At 61.8% G+C, this 17,588-nt stretch carries 14 protein-coding genes; 7 read left to right on the plus strand and 7 right to left on the minus strand.

Features of this window, described 5'->3' with window-relative positions; genetic code table 11:
* Positions 1 to 401 precede the first annotated feature (401 nt).
* From ACQKP1_RS18365 to ACQKP1_RS18380, 4 genes are all read left to right on the plus strand, one after another.
* Complete coding sequence (locus tag ACQKP1_RS18365; protein WP_427276487.1) at positions 402 to 1,355, plus strand: ornithine cyclodeaminase family protein; 954 nt, start codon at positions 402 to 404, stop codon at positions 1,353 to 1,355.
* Positions 1,352 to 3,814, plus strand: coding sequence for an ATP-dependent helicase HrpB (gene hrpB, locus ACQKP1_RS18370; RefSeq protein ID WP_427276488.1), 2,463 nt, complete (start codon positions 1,352 to 1,354; stop codon positions 3,812 to 3,814). Before ACQKP1_RS18365 ends, hrpB begins: the two co-directional genes overlap by 4 nt.
* Positions 3,815 to 3,839: 25 nt before the next feature.
* Positions 3,840 to 5,141, plus strand: coding sequence for an ActS/PrrB/RegB family redox-sensitive histidine kinase (locus ACQKP1_RS18375; RefSeq protein ID WP_006724163.1), 1,302 nt, complete (start codon positions 3,840 to 3,842; stop codon positions 5,139 to 5,141).
* A gap of 71 nt (positions 5,142 to 5,212) precedes the next feature.
* The gene (locus ACQKP1_RS18380; RefSeq protein ID WP_427276489.1) at positions 5,213 to 5,809 is read left to right on the plus strand and encodes an ActR/PrrA/RegA family redox response regulator transcription factor; all 597 of its coding nucleotides are present in this window, start codon (positions 5,213 to 5,215) and stop codon (positions 5,807 to 5,809) included.
* On the opposite strand, the gene ACQKP1_RS18385 is transcribed toward ACQKP1_RS18380, so the two are convergent.
* Positions 5,810 to 6,292 carry an MmcB family DNA repair protein gene (locus tag ACQKP1_RS18385; RefSeq protein ID WP_427276490.1) on the minus strand — a complete coding sequence of 161 codons (483 nt, stop codon included), beginning with the start codon at positions 6,290 to 6,292 and terminating at the stop codon, positions 5,810 to 5,812.
* A 176-nt stretch (positions 6,293 to 6,468) separates the two neighbouring features.
* Between ACQKP1_RS18385 and ACQKP1_RS18390 the strand changes: the two genes are divergently transcribed.
* Positions 6,469 to 7,134 carry a L,D-transpeptidase gene (locus ACQKP1_RS18390; protein WP_427276491.1) on the plus strand — a complete coding sequence of 222 codons (666 nt, stop codon included), beginning with the start codon at positions 6,469 to 6,471 and terminating at the stop codon, positions 7,132 to 7,134.
* Between the two features lie 79 nt (positions 7,135 to 7,213).
* Here the strand turns inward: ACQKP1_RS18390 and ACQKP1_RS18395 are convergent, their stop codons facing one another.
* The 6 genes from ACQKP1_RS18395 to hslV all read right to left on the minus strand — a co-directional run bounded on the left by ACQKP1_RS18395 (position 7,214) and on the right by hslV (position 16,051).
* Positions 7,214 to 9,382 (minus strand): malate synthase G, encoded by a 2,169-nt coding sequence (locus ACQKP1_RS18395; RefSeq protein WP_427276492.1) that lies wholly within the window; start codon positions 9,380 to 9,382, stop codon positions 7,214 to 7,216.
* 103 nt (positions 9,383 to 9,485) lie between these two features.
* Complete coding sequence (locus ACQKP1_RS18400; RefSeq protein WP_427276493.1) at positions 9,486 to 11,489, minus strand: hydantoinase/oxoprolinase N-terminal domain-containing protein; 2,004 nt, start codon at positions 11,487 to 11,489, stop codon at positions 9,486 to 9,488.
* A gap of 98 nt (positions 11,490 to 11,587) precedes the next feature.
* Complete coding sequence (locus tag ACQKP1_RS18405; protein ID WP_427276494.1) at positions 11,588 to 12,991, minus strand: cytochrome P450; 1,404 nt, start codon at positions 12,989 to 12,991, stop codon at positions 11,588 to 11,590.
* Positions 12,992 to 13,030: 39 nt separating this feature from the next.
* The gene (locus ACQKP1_RS18410) at positions 13,031 to 14,032 is read right to left on the minus strand and encodes a DUF1402 family protein (protein ID WP_427276495.1); all 1,002 of its coding nucleotides are present in this window, start codon (positions 14,030 to 14,032) and stop codon (positions 13,031 to 13,033) included.
* A 114-nt stretch (positions 14,033 to 14,146) separates the two neighbouring features.
* The gene (gene hslU, locus ACQKP1_RS18415; protein WP_427276496.1) at positions 14,147 to 15,454 is read right to left on the minus strand and encodes an ATP-dependent protease ATPase subunit HslU; all 1,308 of its coding nucleotides are present in this window, start codon (positions 15,452 to 15,454) and stop codon (positions 14,147 to 14,149) included.
* Positions 15,455 to 15,523: 69 nt separating this feature from the next.
* Positions 15,524 to 16,051: an ATP-dependent protease subunit HslV gene (gene hslV / locus ACQKP1_RS18420; protein WP_427276497.1), complete on the minus strand. Its 528-nt coding sequence runs from the start codon at positions 16,049 to 16,051 to the stop codon at positions 15,524 to 15,526.
* Between the two features lie 201 nt (positions 16,052 to 16,252).
* On the opposite strand from hslV, the gene hisB reads away from it, so the two are divergent.
* Positions 16,253 to 16,849: an imidazoleglycerol-phosphate dehydratase HisB gene (gene hisB, locus ACQKP1_RS18425; protein WP_054149978.1), complete on the plus strand. Its 597-nt coding sequence runs from the start codon at positions 16,253 to 16,255 to the stop codon at positions 16,847 to 16,849.
* An 87-nt stretch (positions 16,850 to 16,936) separates the two neighbouring features.
* A complete protein-coding gene (gene hisH, locus ACQKP1_RS18430) occupies positions 16,937 to 17,587 on the plus strand; it encodes an imidazole glycerol phosphate synthase subunit HisH (protein WP_427276498.1) in 651 nt (216 codons plus the stop codon).
* The last annotated feature ends 1 nt before the right edge of the window (position 17,588 follow it).

Below are 17,588 nucleotides of genomic sequence, written 5' to 3' on the forward strand. Positions count from 1 at the left end.
TTGTCAAAAAACAGACGGAGCAAAACCCGTCGAAAATCCCTCACCGCCCAACCCTTAAGTCGGGCAACAAAACCAGCATCACAGCCAATTTCAAGGATCTTGTCTGAACCAGTCCGGCGGGCCCTGCGGCGCCGCCCTCTCGTTCGGTGAAGCGGCTTATACGGCCACTCCCGCAAACCGTCAACAGCCGGATTTCACAAAAGTGCAAAAAATCGACATGTCATTGATTCTTTTGCATTTATTTCGATAGCCTTGAATTGTTGGTGGCAAGTGACACCATTTCAGCATCGATTGCACAGGTATCTGGAGGACCTTGGGTGCTGTTCAACCCCACTCCATGCGTTTGCAAGCCGGACTTGCCTTGCTAGTGTCCGACATCCCCATCCCGGAGTTCCCTTCGCATGCTTATCCTTGATCAGAACCAGACCAGCCATTGCCTCGAATGGAGCGCGCTCATCGGCGCGCTCGATACCATGTTCCAGGGGGACTGCGTCATGCCGATTCGTCACCATCATAAAGTCGATGTACCGGGAGAGAGCGATGCGACGCTGCTCCTGATGCCGGCCTGGCAACCCGGAAACTATGTAGGCGTGAAACTGGTTTCGGTTTTCCCGGACAATCATCTGCGCTCGCTGCCAGCGATCCATGGCAGTTATCTCCTCTCCTCCGGGCGTACCGGTGAACTGCTTGCGGTCATCGATGGCGGCGAACTCACAGCGCGGCGCACAGCCGCTGCCTCGGCGCTCGCGGCACGCCATCTGGCGCGCGAAGATGCGTCCCGTCTGCTCGTGGTTGGAACAGGTCGGCTCAGCGTCAATCTCATTGAAGCGCATAGCCGCGTGCGGCCCATTCAGGCGGTGTCGGTCTGGGGGCGAGATCGGAAGAAAGCAGAGCGCGCGGCGGATGAGGCGCGGGCGCTCGGCTTTGCCGTCGAGGTTGCTGACGATCTGGAAAGCGCTGCCCGGCAGGCCGACATCATCTCGTGTGCTACCCTGTCGCGCGCGCCTTTGATCCGGGGAGAGTGGTTGAAGCCCGGCAGCCATCTCGATCTGATCGGCGCCTTTACCAAGGATATGCGCGAGAGCGATGACGAGGCCGTTCGTCGGGCCCGCGTTTTCGTCGATACACGTGCCGGTGCCTTTGCCGAAGCCGGCGATATCCTGCAGGCGATCGCTTCCGGCGCCATCGCAAAAGATCACGTGCAGGGGGAACTGGCAGAACTGGTCAAGGGTCATGGTGGGCGCCGGAGTGCCGAGGACATCACCTTGTTCAAATCCGTAGGCGCAGCGCTCGAGGATCTTGCCGGCGCGATCCTCGCTTACGAGACCGCCAGTCAGGACAGTGCAGCGTCGTGAGACCTTCGCTTCCGCTTCTTCCGATCAGCGATCGTCTCGATCAGCTCGGTACGGCTCTCGAAAAGGGCAATCGCGCCGTGCTGTCGGCGCCCCCCGGCGCCGGCAAGACGACGATCGTTCCCTTACATCTGCTCGACCAGCCCTGGCGCAGCGACGGGCGGATCATCCTGCTGGAGCCTCGGCGACTTGCCGCACGGGCGGCCGCGTCGCGTATGGCCGGGCTGCTCGGCGAAGCCGTCGGCGAGACCGTGGGATACAGGATGCGGCTGGACAACCGGATCAGTGGCCGGACGCGCATCGAGGTGGTGACCGAAGGCGTCTTCGTGCGCATGATCCTCGACGACCCGGAATTGACCGGTGTGGCCGCCGTCCTGTTCGACGAGTTCCACGAACGGTCGCTGGACGCCGATCTCGGGCTGGCGCTGGCACTCGATGCCCAAGCCGTACTGCGCCCGGATCTGCGGATCGTCGTGATGTCGGCAACCCTGGATGTCGAGCGGATCGGACAGTTGCTTGAGGATCCACCCGTCATCATCAGTGAGGGGCGAAGCTTTCCGGTCGAGATCCGCCACCGCGACCGCTCGGGCGACGAGCGCATTGAAGATGCGGTCACCGCGACCATTCTGAAGACACTGTCGGAGGAGGCGGGATCGATCCTCGCCTTTCTGCCGGGGCAGGCGGAGATCCGGCGCACCGCCGAGCGGCTCGAGGACCGGATCGGGCCGGATGTGACGATCACACCGCTTTATGGCGTGCTGAGCCAGGCGGATCAGGACGCGGCGATCCGTCCGGCGGCACCGGGAAAACGCAAGGTCGTGCTGTCGACCTCGATCGCAGAGACTTCGATCACCATCGACGGTGTGCGCGTGGTGATCGACAGCGGGTTGCAACGGCTTCCCGTGTTTGAAGCATCGACGGGGATCACGCGTCTCGAAACGGTGCGGGTGTCCCGGGCTTCCGCAGACCAGCGAGCCGGTCGCGCGGGGCGAACGGAACCGGGGATTGCGATCCGGCTCTGGCATGCCGGACAAACGGCGGCCCTTCCCGCCTTCACGCCGCCTGAAATCCTGTCGAGTGACCTTTCCGGTCTTGCGCTGGACCTTGCCCATTGGGGCGTTGCGGATCCTGGCCAGCTCCTGCTGCTCGACACGCCGCCTGAGGCCGCCCTCAAGGAGGCACGCCAGTTGCTGATCGGTCTCGGGGCGCTCGACGAAAAGCTGCAGCTGACCGACAAGGGTCGACGCATGCGGGATTTCGGACTGCCACCCCGGCTGTCGGCCATGGTGCTCGGCGCCGCCGAGCACGGCGATGCCAAAGCCGCCGCAGAGCTGGCGGTTCTCCTCACCGAACAAGGACTGGGCGGCAATGATCTCGACCTCGATGAGCGGCTGAGGCAGTTCCGCCGGGATCGCGGCGAGCGGGCCCGCAACGCCCGCAACCTTGCGCAACGGCTATCTTCCGGTCTCAAGCATCGGGATGATGCCGATGCACCTGTCTCAGCTGGCGCCCTGCTCATTCACGCCTTCCCGGACAGGATTGCCCGCCAACGGGGCGGGCGTGGCCGGTTCGTGATGACCAATGGCCGGGGAGCAGAGATCCCCGCATCGGAACGCCTGGCGGGTGCCGAGCTGCTTGTCATCGCCGATCTGACCGGCAAGGCGGCGCAGGGACGTGTGCTGGCCGCAGCGGATACCTCACGCGGCGACATCGAGACACTTCTGCCCAAGGCCATCACGACATCGGAGGAAAGCGGCTTCGATACGGCGAGCCGACAGGTGCGGGCGAGGCGGGTGACGCGCCTGGGCGCGATTATCTTCGACGAGCAACCCCTGCCGAAGCCCAAAGGCGAGGATGCCGCCAGAGCACTTGCCGAGGGAGTGCGCCTTCTTGGTATTGCCGCCCTGCCCTTTTCCAAGGCGGCGGCCCAGTTGCGGCAAAGGCTCGGCTTTCTTTACCGCAGTCTTGGCGAGCCATGGCCGGATACGAGCGATGACGGCCTGATCGCGAGACTGGACGACTGGTTCGTGCCCTTTCAGTCTGGCGTGACGAGCTTCCAGGAGATCAGTGCCGGCAGCCTGCACGACGGGCTCATGGCCTTGGTGCCAGGTGGATCGCAGCGGGAGCTCGACCGGCTTGTCCCGACGCATTTCACTGCGCCGACCGGACAATCCCATCCGATCCGCTACGAGGGGGATGAGCCCCTCCTGCAGATCCGCGTGCAGGAGCTTTTCGGGTTGAAGAGCCACCCCACGATCGGCGGCGGCAAATTGCCACTGCTTCTGGAGTTGACCTCGCCCGCCCATCGACCCATTCAGACAACACGGGATCTTCCGGGGTTCTGGACGGGATCGTGGAAGGATGTGCGCGCCGACATGCGGGGCCGCTATCCGAAGCATCCCTGGCCAGAAGACCCGGCTGCAGCAGCCCCCACGACACGAGTGAAACCCCGCGGAACCTGATGGCGCGGCAGAACAGGGAATAGTGATGACCATGGATCTGGCAGCCAAATTCGGTCCGAGCAGCCGGCGCCTGCGTCTCGAAACCTTGGTGAAGCTCCGCTGGGTTGCCGTGGCGGGGCAATTGCTGACCATTCTCGTCGTGTCGCTCTGGTTCGAGTTTCCTCTGCCGCTCATGACATGCCTTGGGCTGATCGCCGCACTGGCTGCGGCCAATTCGTTGATGTCGGTGGCGTTCCCGCCCACCTACCGGCTGGAACCGGCGGCTGCTTTCGCAGTGCTTGCGCTCGATCTCTTCCAGATGGGAGCCCTGCTCTTCATTACAGGCGGGCTCAACAATCCCTTCGCGCCACTGATCTGCATCCCTGTCATCATCTCCTTCGCATCGCAGCCGAGCCGCCATTCGATTGCGCTTTTCGTGACGGCGCTCGCCTTCATCACCCTGCTTGCGTTCACACCCTATCCCCTGCCCTGGTTCGAGGGTCGAACGCTCGAAGTGCACCCGCTTCTGCAGCTCGGCATGTGGAGCTCGATCGTCTCGATGACGGCCTTTGCCGCCTTTTATGCTTATCGCGTCTCCCAGGAGGCGACGCTGCTAGCGGACGCTCTGACTGCGACTGAACTCATCCTGCAAAGGGAAAAGCATCTGCATCAGCTTGATGGTCTCGCAGCAGCCGCAGCGCATGAGCTCGGAACGCCGCTCGCGACCATCAGCGTGGTGGCCAAGGAGATGGAGCGCGACCTCGGCAATGACGAACGGTATCGCGAAGACGTGCAGCTTCTGCGCAGCCAGAGCGAGCGCTGCCGCGACATCCTGCGCCGACTGACGTCACTCGCCACGGAAGGCGAAGCCCATATGCGGGAGCTGCCGCTCTCCTCGATGATGGAAGAAGTCATCGCGCCGCATCGGGAGTTCGGGGTGAAAGTCGAGCTGATCGAGCTGTCCGATCGGGCACTCGAGCCGGTCGGCACCCGCAATCCCGCCATTCTCTATGGGCTCGGCAACCTGCTCGAGAATGCGGTCGATTACGCACGATCCAAGGTCATGGTCAGCGTGGAACATACGGCCGCGGACGTCACCGTCACGATCGAGGACGACGGGGCCGGTTTCTCCGCAGGGGTCTTGCAAAGAATTGGCGAGCCCTATGTTACCAGCAGACAGAATGAAACGCGCGCCGGGGGGCTCGGTCTTGGGCTGTTCATCGCAAAGACACTGCTCGAACGGTCCGGAGCCAGCCTTCGTTTCGAAAACCGCAGCCCGGAAGGGTCTGGCGCGCGCGTCGTGGTGATCTGGCCCCGCGAATACATGGAATTGGACACGTCGTTATGACTTTACCTCTAGGGTCTTCGCACGCATAAGGTCGACAGCGCAGTTTTTGGAACAGTCGCAGGAACGAAAAGATGGCAGACGCAGCATCACAGGTCGCAAAACCAGCCGCCGGCACGCAAGCAGCGGACAGTCACGATCTCGGCCCTGATCCATCGCTGCTGATCGTCGATGACGATGCGCCGTTTCTGCGTCGCCTGGCGCGCGCCATGGAAAGCCGCGGCTTCACGGTGGAGCTTGCCGGCTCCGTTGCCGAGGGCATTGCGAAAGCCAAGGAAGCCGCACCCGCCTATGCCGTGGTCGATCTGCGGCTAGGTGACGGAACCGGGCTCGACGTCATCGAGGCGATCCGGGAGCGCCGTTCCGACACACGGATCATCGTGCTCACCGGTTACGGCAACATCGCAACGGCAGTGACGGCCGTTAAGCTCGGGGCACTCGATTATCTGGCAAAGCCTGCAGACGCTGATGATGTCTACCTGGCGCTGACCCAACGACCAGGCGAGAAGGCCGAGATCCCTGAAAACCCGATGTCGGCCGACCGGATTCGCTGGGAGCATATTCAGCGCGTCTATGAAAGCTGCGAGAGGAACGTCTCCGAGACAGCTCGTCGCCTCAACATGCATCGCCGGACACTGCAGCGCATTCTCGCCAAACGCGCCCCGAAGTAATCAGACAGACTTGAGCTGGGCCGCCCATTCCGCGGCCATGAGCCTCTGTGCGGCGGCCCTCGAGAAGTCGAGGGTAACCGACTTCCGCGTCGCAGGCGGAAGCCGGTGCTCGGGAGCGTCTCTCAGCAGGTGGCCCGAATACCCATCCGATAGAAAGAGGCCGCAGTCTTCCGGGAAGATATCCAGAGGCACACCGGCGTGGGTGGCAAAAAACAATCGGTCGCAGTAGCGACGATAATCCGGCCACTTCCGGTCGACGCGATAATCCTCGATCGAAGATTTGATCTCGACAATCCAGATCTCGCCTTTGTCTGAAAGGGCCATCAGGTCGGCACGACGTCCATTGGAGAGCGTCAGTTCCGGCAGGATGGCAAAACGCATCTCCGCCAGAAGGATCTGGACACCACGCCGAATCATCATGGCGCGATCCGACTGACGCCCGTCAATTAAGGGGTTGTTTACTGCGACAGAGACTAAGGTCATGGATAACTCCACTCCGCGCGGCAGGTCTGTTGCAAAAAAGCAATGCGGAGTCATTTTGCAGCGCCGAACACAGTCGGCTGTAGTACGGCACTTGCGTTGCCGAGATTAATTCAAAATAAACCATAATCAAAGATGGTCACAAGACCGTCTCTCAGCCATCACCCACGAGCTTTATCATGCGCTTCCGCAATATCTTGACCGCGCTTGGCCTGGTTATGTCCCTAGGCCTCGCGGGCTGCACAACGACGACCGGCGACAAGGCCGAAGTGGCCGAAACGACCAAGGTCGAGATCTTCAGCGACTCCTATGGTTCGGTCACCGATGCAGGTTATGCCCTGCCGGCCATTCCGATTCAGAAGGTCGACAAGAAGTTTCACCGACAAATTGTCGATTATGCGACCACGGAAAAGCCCGGCACTGTCGTGGTCAATACGCGCGAGCGCTTCCTTTACTACGTGCTGCCGCGCGGCAAGGCCGTTCGTTACGGTATCGGCGTCGGCAAGCAGGGTTTTGCTTGGCAGGGTGAGGCCTATATCGCCTGGAAGCAGGCCTGGCCGACCTGGCATCCGCCGAAGGAAATGGCGGAACGGAAGCCCGAAGTCGCCAAGTATGTCGAAAAGGGCATGGAACCTGGCCTGCGCAACCCGCTCGGCGCACGCGCCATGTATCTCTTCAACGAGAAGGGCCAGGACACTCTGTTCCGTCTGCATGGCACGCCGGAATGGGCATCGATCGGAACGGCTGCTTCGTCGGGCTGCATCCGCATGATGAACCAGGACGTGATCGACCTCTACAATCGCGTCAAGCCGGGCCGCAACTCCAAGGTTGTTGTTCTGCAGTAAGCAGCGACTGCGTGATGAAACCGAAAGCCCCGCCGGATCGCTCCGGCGGGGCTTTTTCGTTTCCATCAAAGATTGGAGGTTAAGCTGCAGACTTCGCCTTGAGTTCAATGCGGCGGCGATGGAGAACCGGCTCGGTATAGCCATTCGGCTGCTCCCTGCCCTTCAGCACGAGGTCAAGTGCTGCCTGGAAAGCGACCGAGCCATCGTAGTCTTTCGCCATCGGCACGTAGACCGGGTCGGAGGCATTCTGTCCGTCGACGACCACCGCCATGCGCTTCAAGGTCTCGACGACCTGTTCTTCCGTCACCACGCCGTGATGCAGCCAGTTTGCCATGTGCTGGGCGGAGATGCGAAGCGTAGCGCGGTCCTCCATCAGTCCGACATTGTTGATGTCAGGCACCTTGGAGCAGCCGACGCCCTGGTCGATCCAGCGGACGACGTAGCCGAGGATGCCCTGGGCGTTGTTGTCGAGTTCCCGCTGGATTTCCTCTGGCGTCCAGTTCGGACGCGGCGCGACCGGAACGGAGAGGATATCGGCCAGTTTTGCGCGCGGACGTGACTTCAGGCCGTTCTGGACATCGGCGACATCGACGCTGTGATAGTGTGTGGCATGCAGCGTGGCAGCGGTCGGCGACGGGACCCAGGCGGTGTTGGCACCAGCCTTCGGATGGGCGATCTTCTGCTCCAGCATGGCCGCCATGAGATCGGGCATGGCCCACATGCCCTTGCCGATCTGGGCGTGCCCGGAGAGGCCGCATTCAAGGCCGATATCGACGTTCCAGTTTTCATAGGCCGAAATCCAGGCGGCCTGCTTCATGTCGCCCTTGCGGATCATCGGGCCCGCTTCCATCGAAGTGTGGATTTCGTCGCCGGTGCGGTCGAGGAAGCCGGTGTTGATGAAGACGACGCGGTCACGCGCCGCGCGGATGCATTCCTTGAGATTGACCGTCGTGCGACGCTCCTCGTCCATGATGCCCATCTTGATGGTGTTGGGCGCCATGCCGACGAGTTCTTCGACACGCGAGAAGATCTCACAGGCGAAGGCGACCTCTTCGGGGCCATGCATCTTCGGCTTCACGACATACATCGAGCCGGCGCGAGAGTTCTTGCGGCGGCCATTCGGACCGATGTCATGCAGTGCGATCAGAGCGGTGATCGCGGCATCCATGATGCCTTCCGGCACCTCGTGGCCATTCTTGTCGGTGATCGCAGGATTGGTCATGAGGTGACCGACATTGCGGATGAGCATCAGGGAGCGGCCCGGCAGCGTCACCGCACCGCCCTCAACACCCGTGAACTCAAGGTCTCCGCTCAGAGCACGCGTAAACGTCCTTCCGCCCTTGGAGACTTCCTCCGTCAGGTCGCCCTTCATCAGGCCGAGCCAATTGGAGTAGACAGTGATCTTGTCCTCGGCATCGACGGCCGCGACCGAATCCTCGCAGTCCATGATGGTGGTGAGCGCCGATTCGAGCCCGACATCGGCGATGCCGGCGGGATCGTCCTTGCCGATCAGGCTGTCCGGATCGACGAAGACGAGGGTGTGCAGGCCGTTGGTGCGGAAATAGAGGCGATATGCCTTATCGCTTTCACGCTTGAAACCGACATATTGGTCGGGACTGGATAGACCTGTCCGGCCGCTCGCGGTCTCGACGAAGAGCGCACCGTTTTCAAAGTCGAAACCTGCAACATCGGCCCAGCTGCCGCCGGCGAGCGGCAGGCTCCGGTCAAGGAAGGACTTCGCCCAGGACACCACCTTGGTACCGCGAACCGGATTGTAGCCCTTACTCTTCTCCGCGCCATCGGCCTCGGAAATCGCGTCGGTGCCATAAAGCGCATCGTAAAGAGAACCCCAGCGGGCATTGGCGGCATTCAGCGCATAACGCGCGTTCATGACGGGAACGACGAGCTGCGGGCCGGCGATCGACGAAATCTCCGGATCGACATTGGCCGTCTCGATCTTGAAGTCCGGGCCTTCGGGCAGGAGATAGCCGATTTCACGCAGGAAGCTTTCATAAGCGGCGAGATCGGCGGGAGCGCCGTTCTCGCGATACCAGGCATCGATTTGGGCCTGCAGCTCATCCCGCTTGGCAAGCAGAGCGCGGTTCTTCGGTGCCAGATCGTGAACGATCCGGGAAAAGCCGGCAAAGAAGGCATCGGCCTCGACTGGCGTTCCCGGGATCGCCTGGCTCACGATGAAATCGTAGAGGCGCTTGTCGATCGAAAGGCCGTGGGCTTCAACTGATGTCATGACGTCATTCCTCGTACTGGACTGGCTTTGGCACGCAGCATGGCTGAAACCGATTAGCAGTCAATCCGTCATAAATACGAAATATTGTTTCTAAAATCGAAAGTCAGCCGCGTGCGGTCCTGGGGCGCCCCGAGGCCGTCGCCGTGATCCGCGCTTCCACGAGCTGGCGGCGTCCCTCGATCTCGGGCGCGTCAAGTTCTTCCCGGATGATCAGCACAACATCGACGGCACCACTGGCTTCGGCCCTTGCACGCGCGAGTTCGGTCGCCCTTGTCCGCGCCCTCTCCAGGGCAACGGCTTCATCCGTCGCCCGCTCGCCGTCGCCGCCGCCGGTGATGATAAAGAGACCTTCTTCCGGCGAGGTGACGGTTACCGTCACGCTACTGCGTACCTGCCCAACCACAGCGCCGACGGCATTTGCGACATCGGCGTCTTCAGGCACGGCAAAATTAGATGCCAGCATATCAGCGATTGCGGGGTAATAGACGCCGGCGGAGGCTCCGAGGCCGACGAGAGGCCGATCGAGGGAAAGACCGAAGCGGGCGATGCCTGCCTGACGCCGGAGGGCACGGTCGATCAATATGGATTTCGAAGGCTCGACGTCGGCGAGCCCATCTTCGGCAAGCGCTGCGGAGAGAATGACTTCGGCCGACTGGCGCGTCAGGCGATCAACGATCAGCTGGGCAAGCACTTCGGGCGATGACGCGATCGGCTGGCCAGAACCATCCTTCTGTCGGATCGCCAGCGCCGTGCCGAGTTCGGCGGCCCTGCGATCCCACTGGCTCTGGCGACCCAAGATATGCATGGCATCGGAGGGTGTGATGCCGCAGATATGAACGAGGCCCCGCGCCACGAGACCGTCGAGTGTCGCCTTCTGCTGGGTGAAGCTGATCAGCTGGTCGAGGGGAAGCGGCACGGCACCAATCTTCTGAAACAGTGCGGCCTCCTGCGGCTGCAGCCCGGCTGCGAGGTGATCGGGAACGCCGGTGCGGACGGCAAAACGTCCGTCATGACGCCCGAGATGTGGCGCGCGGAGCTGGCGCTCTAGGGCGTCTGTGATGGCTATTCCGTGCAGCGATGCCGCAAGGCTCAGCGGCACCAGACGGCGGGGGCCGAGCTCGATCTTCGCCGCGAGGCCCCGGTCGTCGAAGCGGACTTCCGAATCGCCTCCGAGGCCAAAGGTGCGCATGGCGACTGCTTCCACCATGGTTCGGTAGCCGCCGACGACGGCGCCATCCTGATCAAGCCGCGGCTGGCCGGCCTCCATGACGGCGACGTCGGTCGTCGTGCCGCCGATATCGGAGACGACGGCATCGTCGAGGCCAGTCAGGTGACGCGCGCCGACAAGGCTTGCGGCTGGGCCGGAGAGAATGGTCTCGATTGGCCGCAGGCGGGCTTCGGCTGCCGAGATCAACGCACCGTCACCACGCACGACCATCAGTGGGGCATGGATGCCGCGCTCCCCGAGATAGCGCTCGGCTGAGCCGATCAACCGGTCGATCATCGAGACCAGGCGTGCATTGAGAAGGGTTGTCAGTGCCCGTCTTGGCCCGCCGAGCTTGGAGGAAAGCTCGTGGCTGCAGGTGACGGGCAGGCCGGAATGCCGGCGAATGATCTCGCGCGCGCGCTGCTCATGCGCCGGATTGCGAACCGCGAAATAGCCGGCGATCGCGAAGGATGAGACATTGGCCGAAAGCTCGGGCAGTGCCGCTTCCAACGCCGCCTGATCGAAAGGTGTCTCGTTGCCATGAACGTCATGACCGCCGGCAATGAAGAGGACTGGATCGTTGCCAAGCGCATCGGCCAGACCGTCGCGCTTCAGGTCTTCGGGGCCGAAGCCGATCATGATGAGGCCGGCGCGGCCGCCCTGCCCTTCCACCAGCGCATTCGTAGCGAGTGTCGTCGACAGCGAGACGAGGCCGATCGCCGTGGGATCAATCGCTGATTCGGCAAGCACACTTTCGAGCGCTCCTGAGATACCGATCGACAGGTCGTGACGGGTGGTGAGCGATTTCGCCTTGGCGACAATCCCATGCGTTTCGCTATAGATGACGGCGTCCGTATAGGTGCCGCCGGTGTCGATGCCCAGCATGTAATCGGATGTCACGCAGTCTTCCCCATGATGCCCGCCCTGATGGCGACGCATCCCTTATGACACAGGCATTCGCCGGATTTCCAGCGGAGGAGCGGCAGGATCGCGCCGCTTTACGGCTTGCGCGACGTGACCCGCATCGGCAGACCGCCAGCGGGTTGGGTGGTGAGCTTCTGGACCGGCCAGGGTTTCGTCTGCGGCGTCGCGGCGAAACGATATCGCTGCATCAACACCGCGAGCGCGATGACGGCTTCCTGCAGCGCAAAGGTGGCGCCGATGCAAACGCGCGGACCGGCGCCAAAAGGCAGATACTGAAAGCGACCGATTTTCTCCCGCTCGCCCAGCAGAAAGCGGGATGGGTCAAAGACGCGCGGCTTGTCCCAGTAGAGCTCGTGGCGATGCAGGGTCCAGGGCATGACGAGGACGGTGGCGCCCTTCGCAATCTCGACGGTCTCGCCATTGGGCGCGGTGTAGCGATCGTCGGCGATCGCATCGCGGTTGATGGAGGGCGCCGGCGGATAAAGCCGCATCGCCTCTTCGAAGGCGGCTCGCACATGCGGCATCTTATCGAGCCACTCGACAGGATCGGCGCCGGACGCGATGACCTCGTCGATTTCGCGCTCCATTGCGTCGCGGACATCCGGACAATGGGCCACACAATATAGTGTCCAGGCTAGCGCACGCGCCGTTGTTTCGTGTCCTGCCCCGATAAAGGTCAGGATATTGTCCTCGATCTCTTCGGAGGTCAGACCGTCAGGTCCTTCCAGTTCGAGAAGCAATGTCAGGAAATCGTCGGGTGCGTTCTCCCGATCCGCCTTGATGATGGCCCGTCGGTGATCCATCGTTCGGCGCACGAGTTCGCGGAACTTGCGCAGGACGCCGAGACCCCGGATTCGAGTCAGGCGCGGGATCCATCTCGGCGCCTTCAACAAGTCCAGTGGATCGATACGGCCCATGCTGTGCAGGAGATCGTCGACGTCCTTGGCAAAATCGCCCTGCTCGGAGACGATGCCACCCGAGAAAAGTGTTTCGGAGAGGATGGCATAGGTGAGTTCGGTCATATCGACGGCGATATCGCGGACCACGCCTTCGGCACCGGCTTCGTAGCGATCGAGAAAAAGTTCGCTTTGCTCACGCATCTGGCGCGCGAAACCGCGCGCATGCCGCGGGGTGAAGACAGGTGCCATGGCCTTGCGCGACCGTTTCCAGACCGGACCTTCGGCCGTCAAAAGCCCATCCCGCAGAATGGGGCGCAGAACGAGCTGGCGGATCTCGGACATCTCGTAATTCGAGGCGTTGTCGACGAGCACATGCCGGATCAGACCGGGATCATTGGCAATTATGGTGGTCTGGCCGAAAAAGCGCGTGACGATCCAGGGCCAGGTGTAGGAGGGCTGTCCCCACAGCTCGAGCGGGTTCTTCAGGACCGTGCGAATGATCTCCAGCCGGCTGGGCGGGACCGTCCGCGGCACGGGTGCCGGCGGCTCGAAGGTCGATTTGCGCAGACTGGCGTCCATGTGTTGCTCCCTCGAAGGGTTGGAGCCCCCCTTAAGGAGTTAGAGCAGGGGCTCCAACTCGTCCAGCCGATCATTGATCAACCAGCCGTAATAGTTCTCTTCCGGCCAATTCGCCGCACCGCTCGAGCGCTTCGCAGCCAGTGCGCGTGCGCGCTGCTGCGAGCCGCCGATATTGAAAAGCGTGGCTGTCACGCCAGGATTGCCCGAGATATCGACGTCGGCGATCTGCCGGTAATCGTCGATCGACTTGCGGATGACCGCCGCCATGAAGGCAAGCGAGATATCGGGATCCATGATCGCCTTGTAGACGCCCGCCGCATCATTCTCGTCCAGCTTCGGATAGCCGGACTTCTCATGCACGAGGTCCGACAGCATCAGGGCGGTCAGAGGATTGATCTGCCCCAGACCAAAGGTCTGACCGGCATAGAAAGGCTGGAAGAACACCGCGCTGAAGCGATTGTTCGGATAAGACTTACCGCCGACGGATTTGCCGCGAAACTGATCCTCCCAGACCTTCTCGCGGCAGGTCCAGAGACGGTAGCTGTCCGAATAGCCGCTGCATTCGGAAAATTCGGATCGGCCGACGAAGTCGGCAATGCTTTCGTCCTTATAGCCGAAACGGAAGCTGTTGCCTGCGTAGGAGGCAGCCTTCACATAATAGCTCTGCAGACTGTCATAGGCATCGACGTTGTAGGTGTGCTCGCCGACGATCGCGCCCACCATGTGGATCGGAGCGATCTGATAGGCTGATGCCGTCTTCTTGATCTTCCCGACCAGTCTCGAGTCGGTCTTCAGAAGATCGCGAACCTTCTCGTACTTGATGTCGAAGCTGGTCTTGCCCGCCTTGGTGCGGCGGACCGAGGCGCCAGGAACGGCCGGCTGCTCGGCATTGCGATTTCCCGGCGGCACCTTGTCTGCAGCGTGGCCCGACAACGGAACAAGCCCGGCAAGCCCCAATCCGACGATGATGATCCTGGTGATGTTCAGCACGATGCGCGGCCCCTGGACATGTGTCCCCGAACGGATTGCCGACGCATCCATGGGCGTCGTCCGACAGCGGCTCTCCTTACATAAGGGCTGCCTGTATTGTCGATATGGGTCGCTTTCACTTTCCCGACATGGCAACGGCGAAAGCGACCCATAGATGCACAAAGATCACAGGATGTAGCGGCTCAGATCGGTGTTCGCCGCGAGATCCCCGACATGCTCCTGAACATAGGTCGAGTCGATCATGACTTCCGAGCCACCACGGTCCGGTGCATGGAAGGATATCTCGTCCAACACGCGCTCCATGACCGTCTGCAAGCGACGGGCACCGATGTTCTCGACCGTCTCGTTGAGCTGGACCGCGACATCGGCAAGCGCATCAATCGCATCTTCGGTGAAGTCGAGATTGAGCTCCTCGGTCGCCATCAGCGCCTTGTACTGGCGGATCAGGCTCGCTTCGGTTTCCGTCAGGATGCGGCGGAAGTCTCCCTTTGTCAGCGGCTTCAGCTCGACGCGGATCGGCAGGCGGCCCTGGAGTTCCGGAAGAAGGTCGGAAGGCTTGGAGACGTGAAACGCGCCGGACGCGATGAAGAGGATATGGTCAGTCTTCACCGGACCATACTTGGTCGCAACCGTCGTGCCTTCGACGAGCGGAAGCAAGTCGCGCTGGACGCCTTCGCGCGAGACGCCCGCACCCATCGCGCCTTCGCGGGCTGCGATCTTGTCGATCTCGTCAAGGAAGACGATGCCGTCATTCTCGACCGAGCGCAGCGCTTCCCGCTGGATGACCTCATTGTCGATCAGCTTGTCCGATTCGTCACGGATCAGGTCAGCATAGGATGCCTTGACGGTGGTGCGGACCTTCTTGGTGCGGTTACCCATGGCCTTGCCGAACATTTCCGACAGATTGAGGATGCCGATATTGGCACCGGGCATGCCGGGGACCTCGAAACCGGGCGCGCCGGAACCGCTGTCGGCGACCTCGATGTCGATCTCCTTGTCGTCCAGCTCACCACCACGAAGCTTCTTGCGGAAGCTGTCGCGGGTGGCCGGCGACGCAGTGGCACCCACCAGAGCGTCGAGCACACGTTCTTCGGCCAGCTGATGGGCTTTGGCCTGCACTTCCTGCCGCTTCTTGTCGCGAATGAGGGCGATGCCGATCTCCACCAGATCGCGGATGATCTGCTCGACGTCGCGGCCGACATAACCAACCTCGGTGAACTTGGTGGCCTCAACCTTGATGAAGGGCGCACCGGCAAGCTTGGCCAGCCGACGGGAGATTTCCGTCTTGCCGACGCCGGTCGGCCCGATCATCAGGATGTTCTTCGGCATGACCTCGTCGCGCAGATCTTCCGAAAGCTGCTGGCGCCGCCAGCGGTTGCGAAGCGCGATTGCCACAGCACGCTTGGCGTCATGCTGGCCGATGATATGGCGGTCGAGTTCGGAGACGATCTCGCGCGGGGAGAAATTGGTCATTTTGGGTTGCTCCTCACGATGCCGCGGACCCGCGCATCGTCTCTTGGTGTGGAATTCGATCGGCAGCCGTCAGTCGGCGTCGAGGGTTTCGACCACCATGTTGTTGTTGGTGTAGACGCAGATCTCACCGGCGATCGTCAAAGCACGTTTGGCGATATCCTCGGCCGAGTGGTCGGTATCCATGAGCGCACGGGCGGCTGCGTAGGCGTAGTTGCCGCCGGATCCGATGGCGATCGCGCCATGCTCGGGCTCCAACACGTCGCCATTTCCGGTAATCGCAAGCGTGATCGACTTGTCGGCAACCAGCATCATGGCTTCGAGATTGCGCAGATACTTGTCGGTGCGCCAGTCCTTGGCGAGCTCGACGGCAGCGCGCATGAGCTGGCCGGGATATTGCTCGAGCTTCTTTTCGAGACGATCGAGCAGGGTGAAAGCATCCGCAGTCGCACCGGCAAAACCTGCGATCACATCGCCGCCCTTGCCGATGCGACGGACCTTGCGGGCATTGCCCTTCATCACGGTCTGGCCGAGGCTGACCTGTCCGTCACCGGCCATCACCACCTTGCCGTCCTTGCGTACGGTAATAATCGTTGTCATCAATCACCTGTCACCCGCCTTATACGGGCCTTGTGGAACGGGCTGTCAGGCCCGGTTTGTCGGTTCCTATGTAAGTGGGCTTTCAACGATTGCAATCTGCGGCAAAAGCTCCAAGGCCGCCTTGCGGCAGCGCAATGTAACTTCTGGATATTTCGCCGCCCTGCTGTTAAGGGAGGGCCGAGATCCTCATGGAGCAGCCAAATGGCAGAGCGTAAAGGCGAAGTTTCCCGCAAGACCAACGAAACCTCGGTCTCGGTTTCCGTCCATATCGACGGCACCGGCACGGGCAAGATTTCGACGGGCGTGGGGTTCTTTGATCATATGCTCGACCAGCTCTGCCGCCACTCGCTGATCGACATGGACATCGACGTGAAGGGTGACCTGCATATCGACGATCACCATACCGTCGAGGATACGGGCATCGCGCTCGGCCAAGCGATTTCCAAGGCGCTCGGCGACCGCAAGGGCATCACGCGCTATGCCTCGATCGACCTGGCCATGGACGAGACGATGACCAAGGCGGCCATCGACGTCTCCGGTCGTCCGTTCCTAGTCTGGAATGTCAATTTCAGCGCGCCGAAGATCGGTACCTTCGACACCGAACTGGTGCGCGAGTTCTTCCAGGCTCTCGCCCAGAATGCCGGAATCACCCTGCACGTGCTGAACCATTACGGCGCGAACAACCACCATATCGCCGAGACCTGCTTCAAGGCGGTCGCGCGCGCGCTCCGCACGGCAACCGAAGTCGATCCGCGGCAGGCAAACCGTATCCCCTCCACCAAGGGCACCCTGGTTTAAGGGGCGTCTTCCCCCACGGGGGAAAGTGCCACCGTGCTCCGGTTCGGGCGTTGAACCCCGATCGTCGAGCAGAAAGGACTGGACAACATGCGTGTATCCATCATCGACTACGGTTCGGGCAATCTGCGCTCGGCCACCAAGGCCTTTGAACGGGCCGCTCGCGAGGCCGGGCTCGACGCCGAAATCGAACTCACCGACAAGGCGGACCGGGTCGCCACCGCCGACCGAATCGTGCTTCCGGGTGTCGGAGCCTATGCCGACTGCCGCCGGGGGCTCGATGCCGTTCCCGGCATGCATGATGCGATCACGGAAGTCGTCGAGAGCAAGGGCCGTCCCTTTTTCGGCATCTGCGTCGGCATGCAGCTCATGTCGTCACGTGGTCTCGAGAAAACCGTGACCGACGGCTTTGGCTGGATCGAAGGCGATGTCGTCGAGATGTCTCCGTCCGACCCGTCCCTCAAGATCCCACAGATCGGCTGGAACACGCTCGCACTCAACCGTCCACATCCCTTGTTTGACCGCATTCCGACAGGGCCAAACGGGCTGCACGCCTATTTCGTGCACTCCTATCACCTTGCAGCGCGCAAGCCCGAAGATGTGATTGCGACGACCGAGTATGGTGGCGCAATGACCGCGTTTGTCGGGCGCGACAACATGGTGGGTGCGCAATTCCATCCCGAGAAGAGCCAGGCACTCGGCCTGAAGCTCATCGCCAATTTCCTGACCTGGACGCCCTGAA

It is taken from the genome of Allorhizobium sp. NPDC080224 (genome assembly GCF_050281005.1).
In the GTDB taxonomy this organism is placed as follows: domain Bacteria; phylum Pseudomonadota; class Alphaproteobacteria; order Rhizobiales; family Rhizobiaceae; genus Allorhizobium.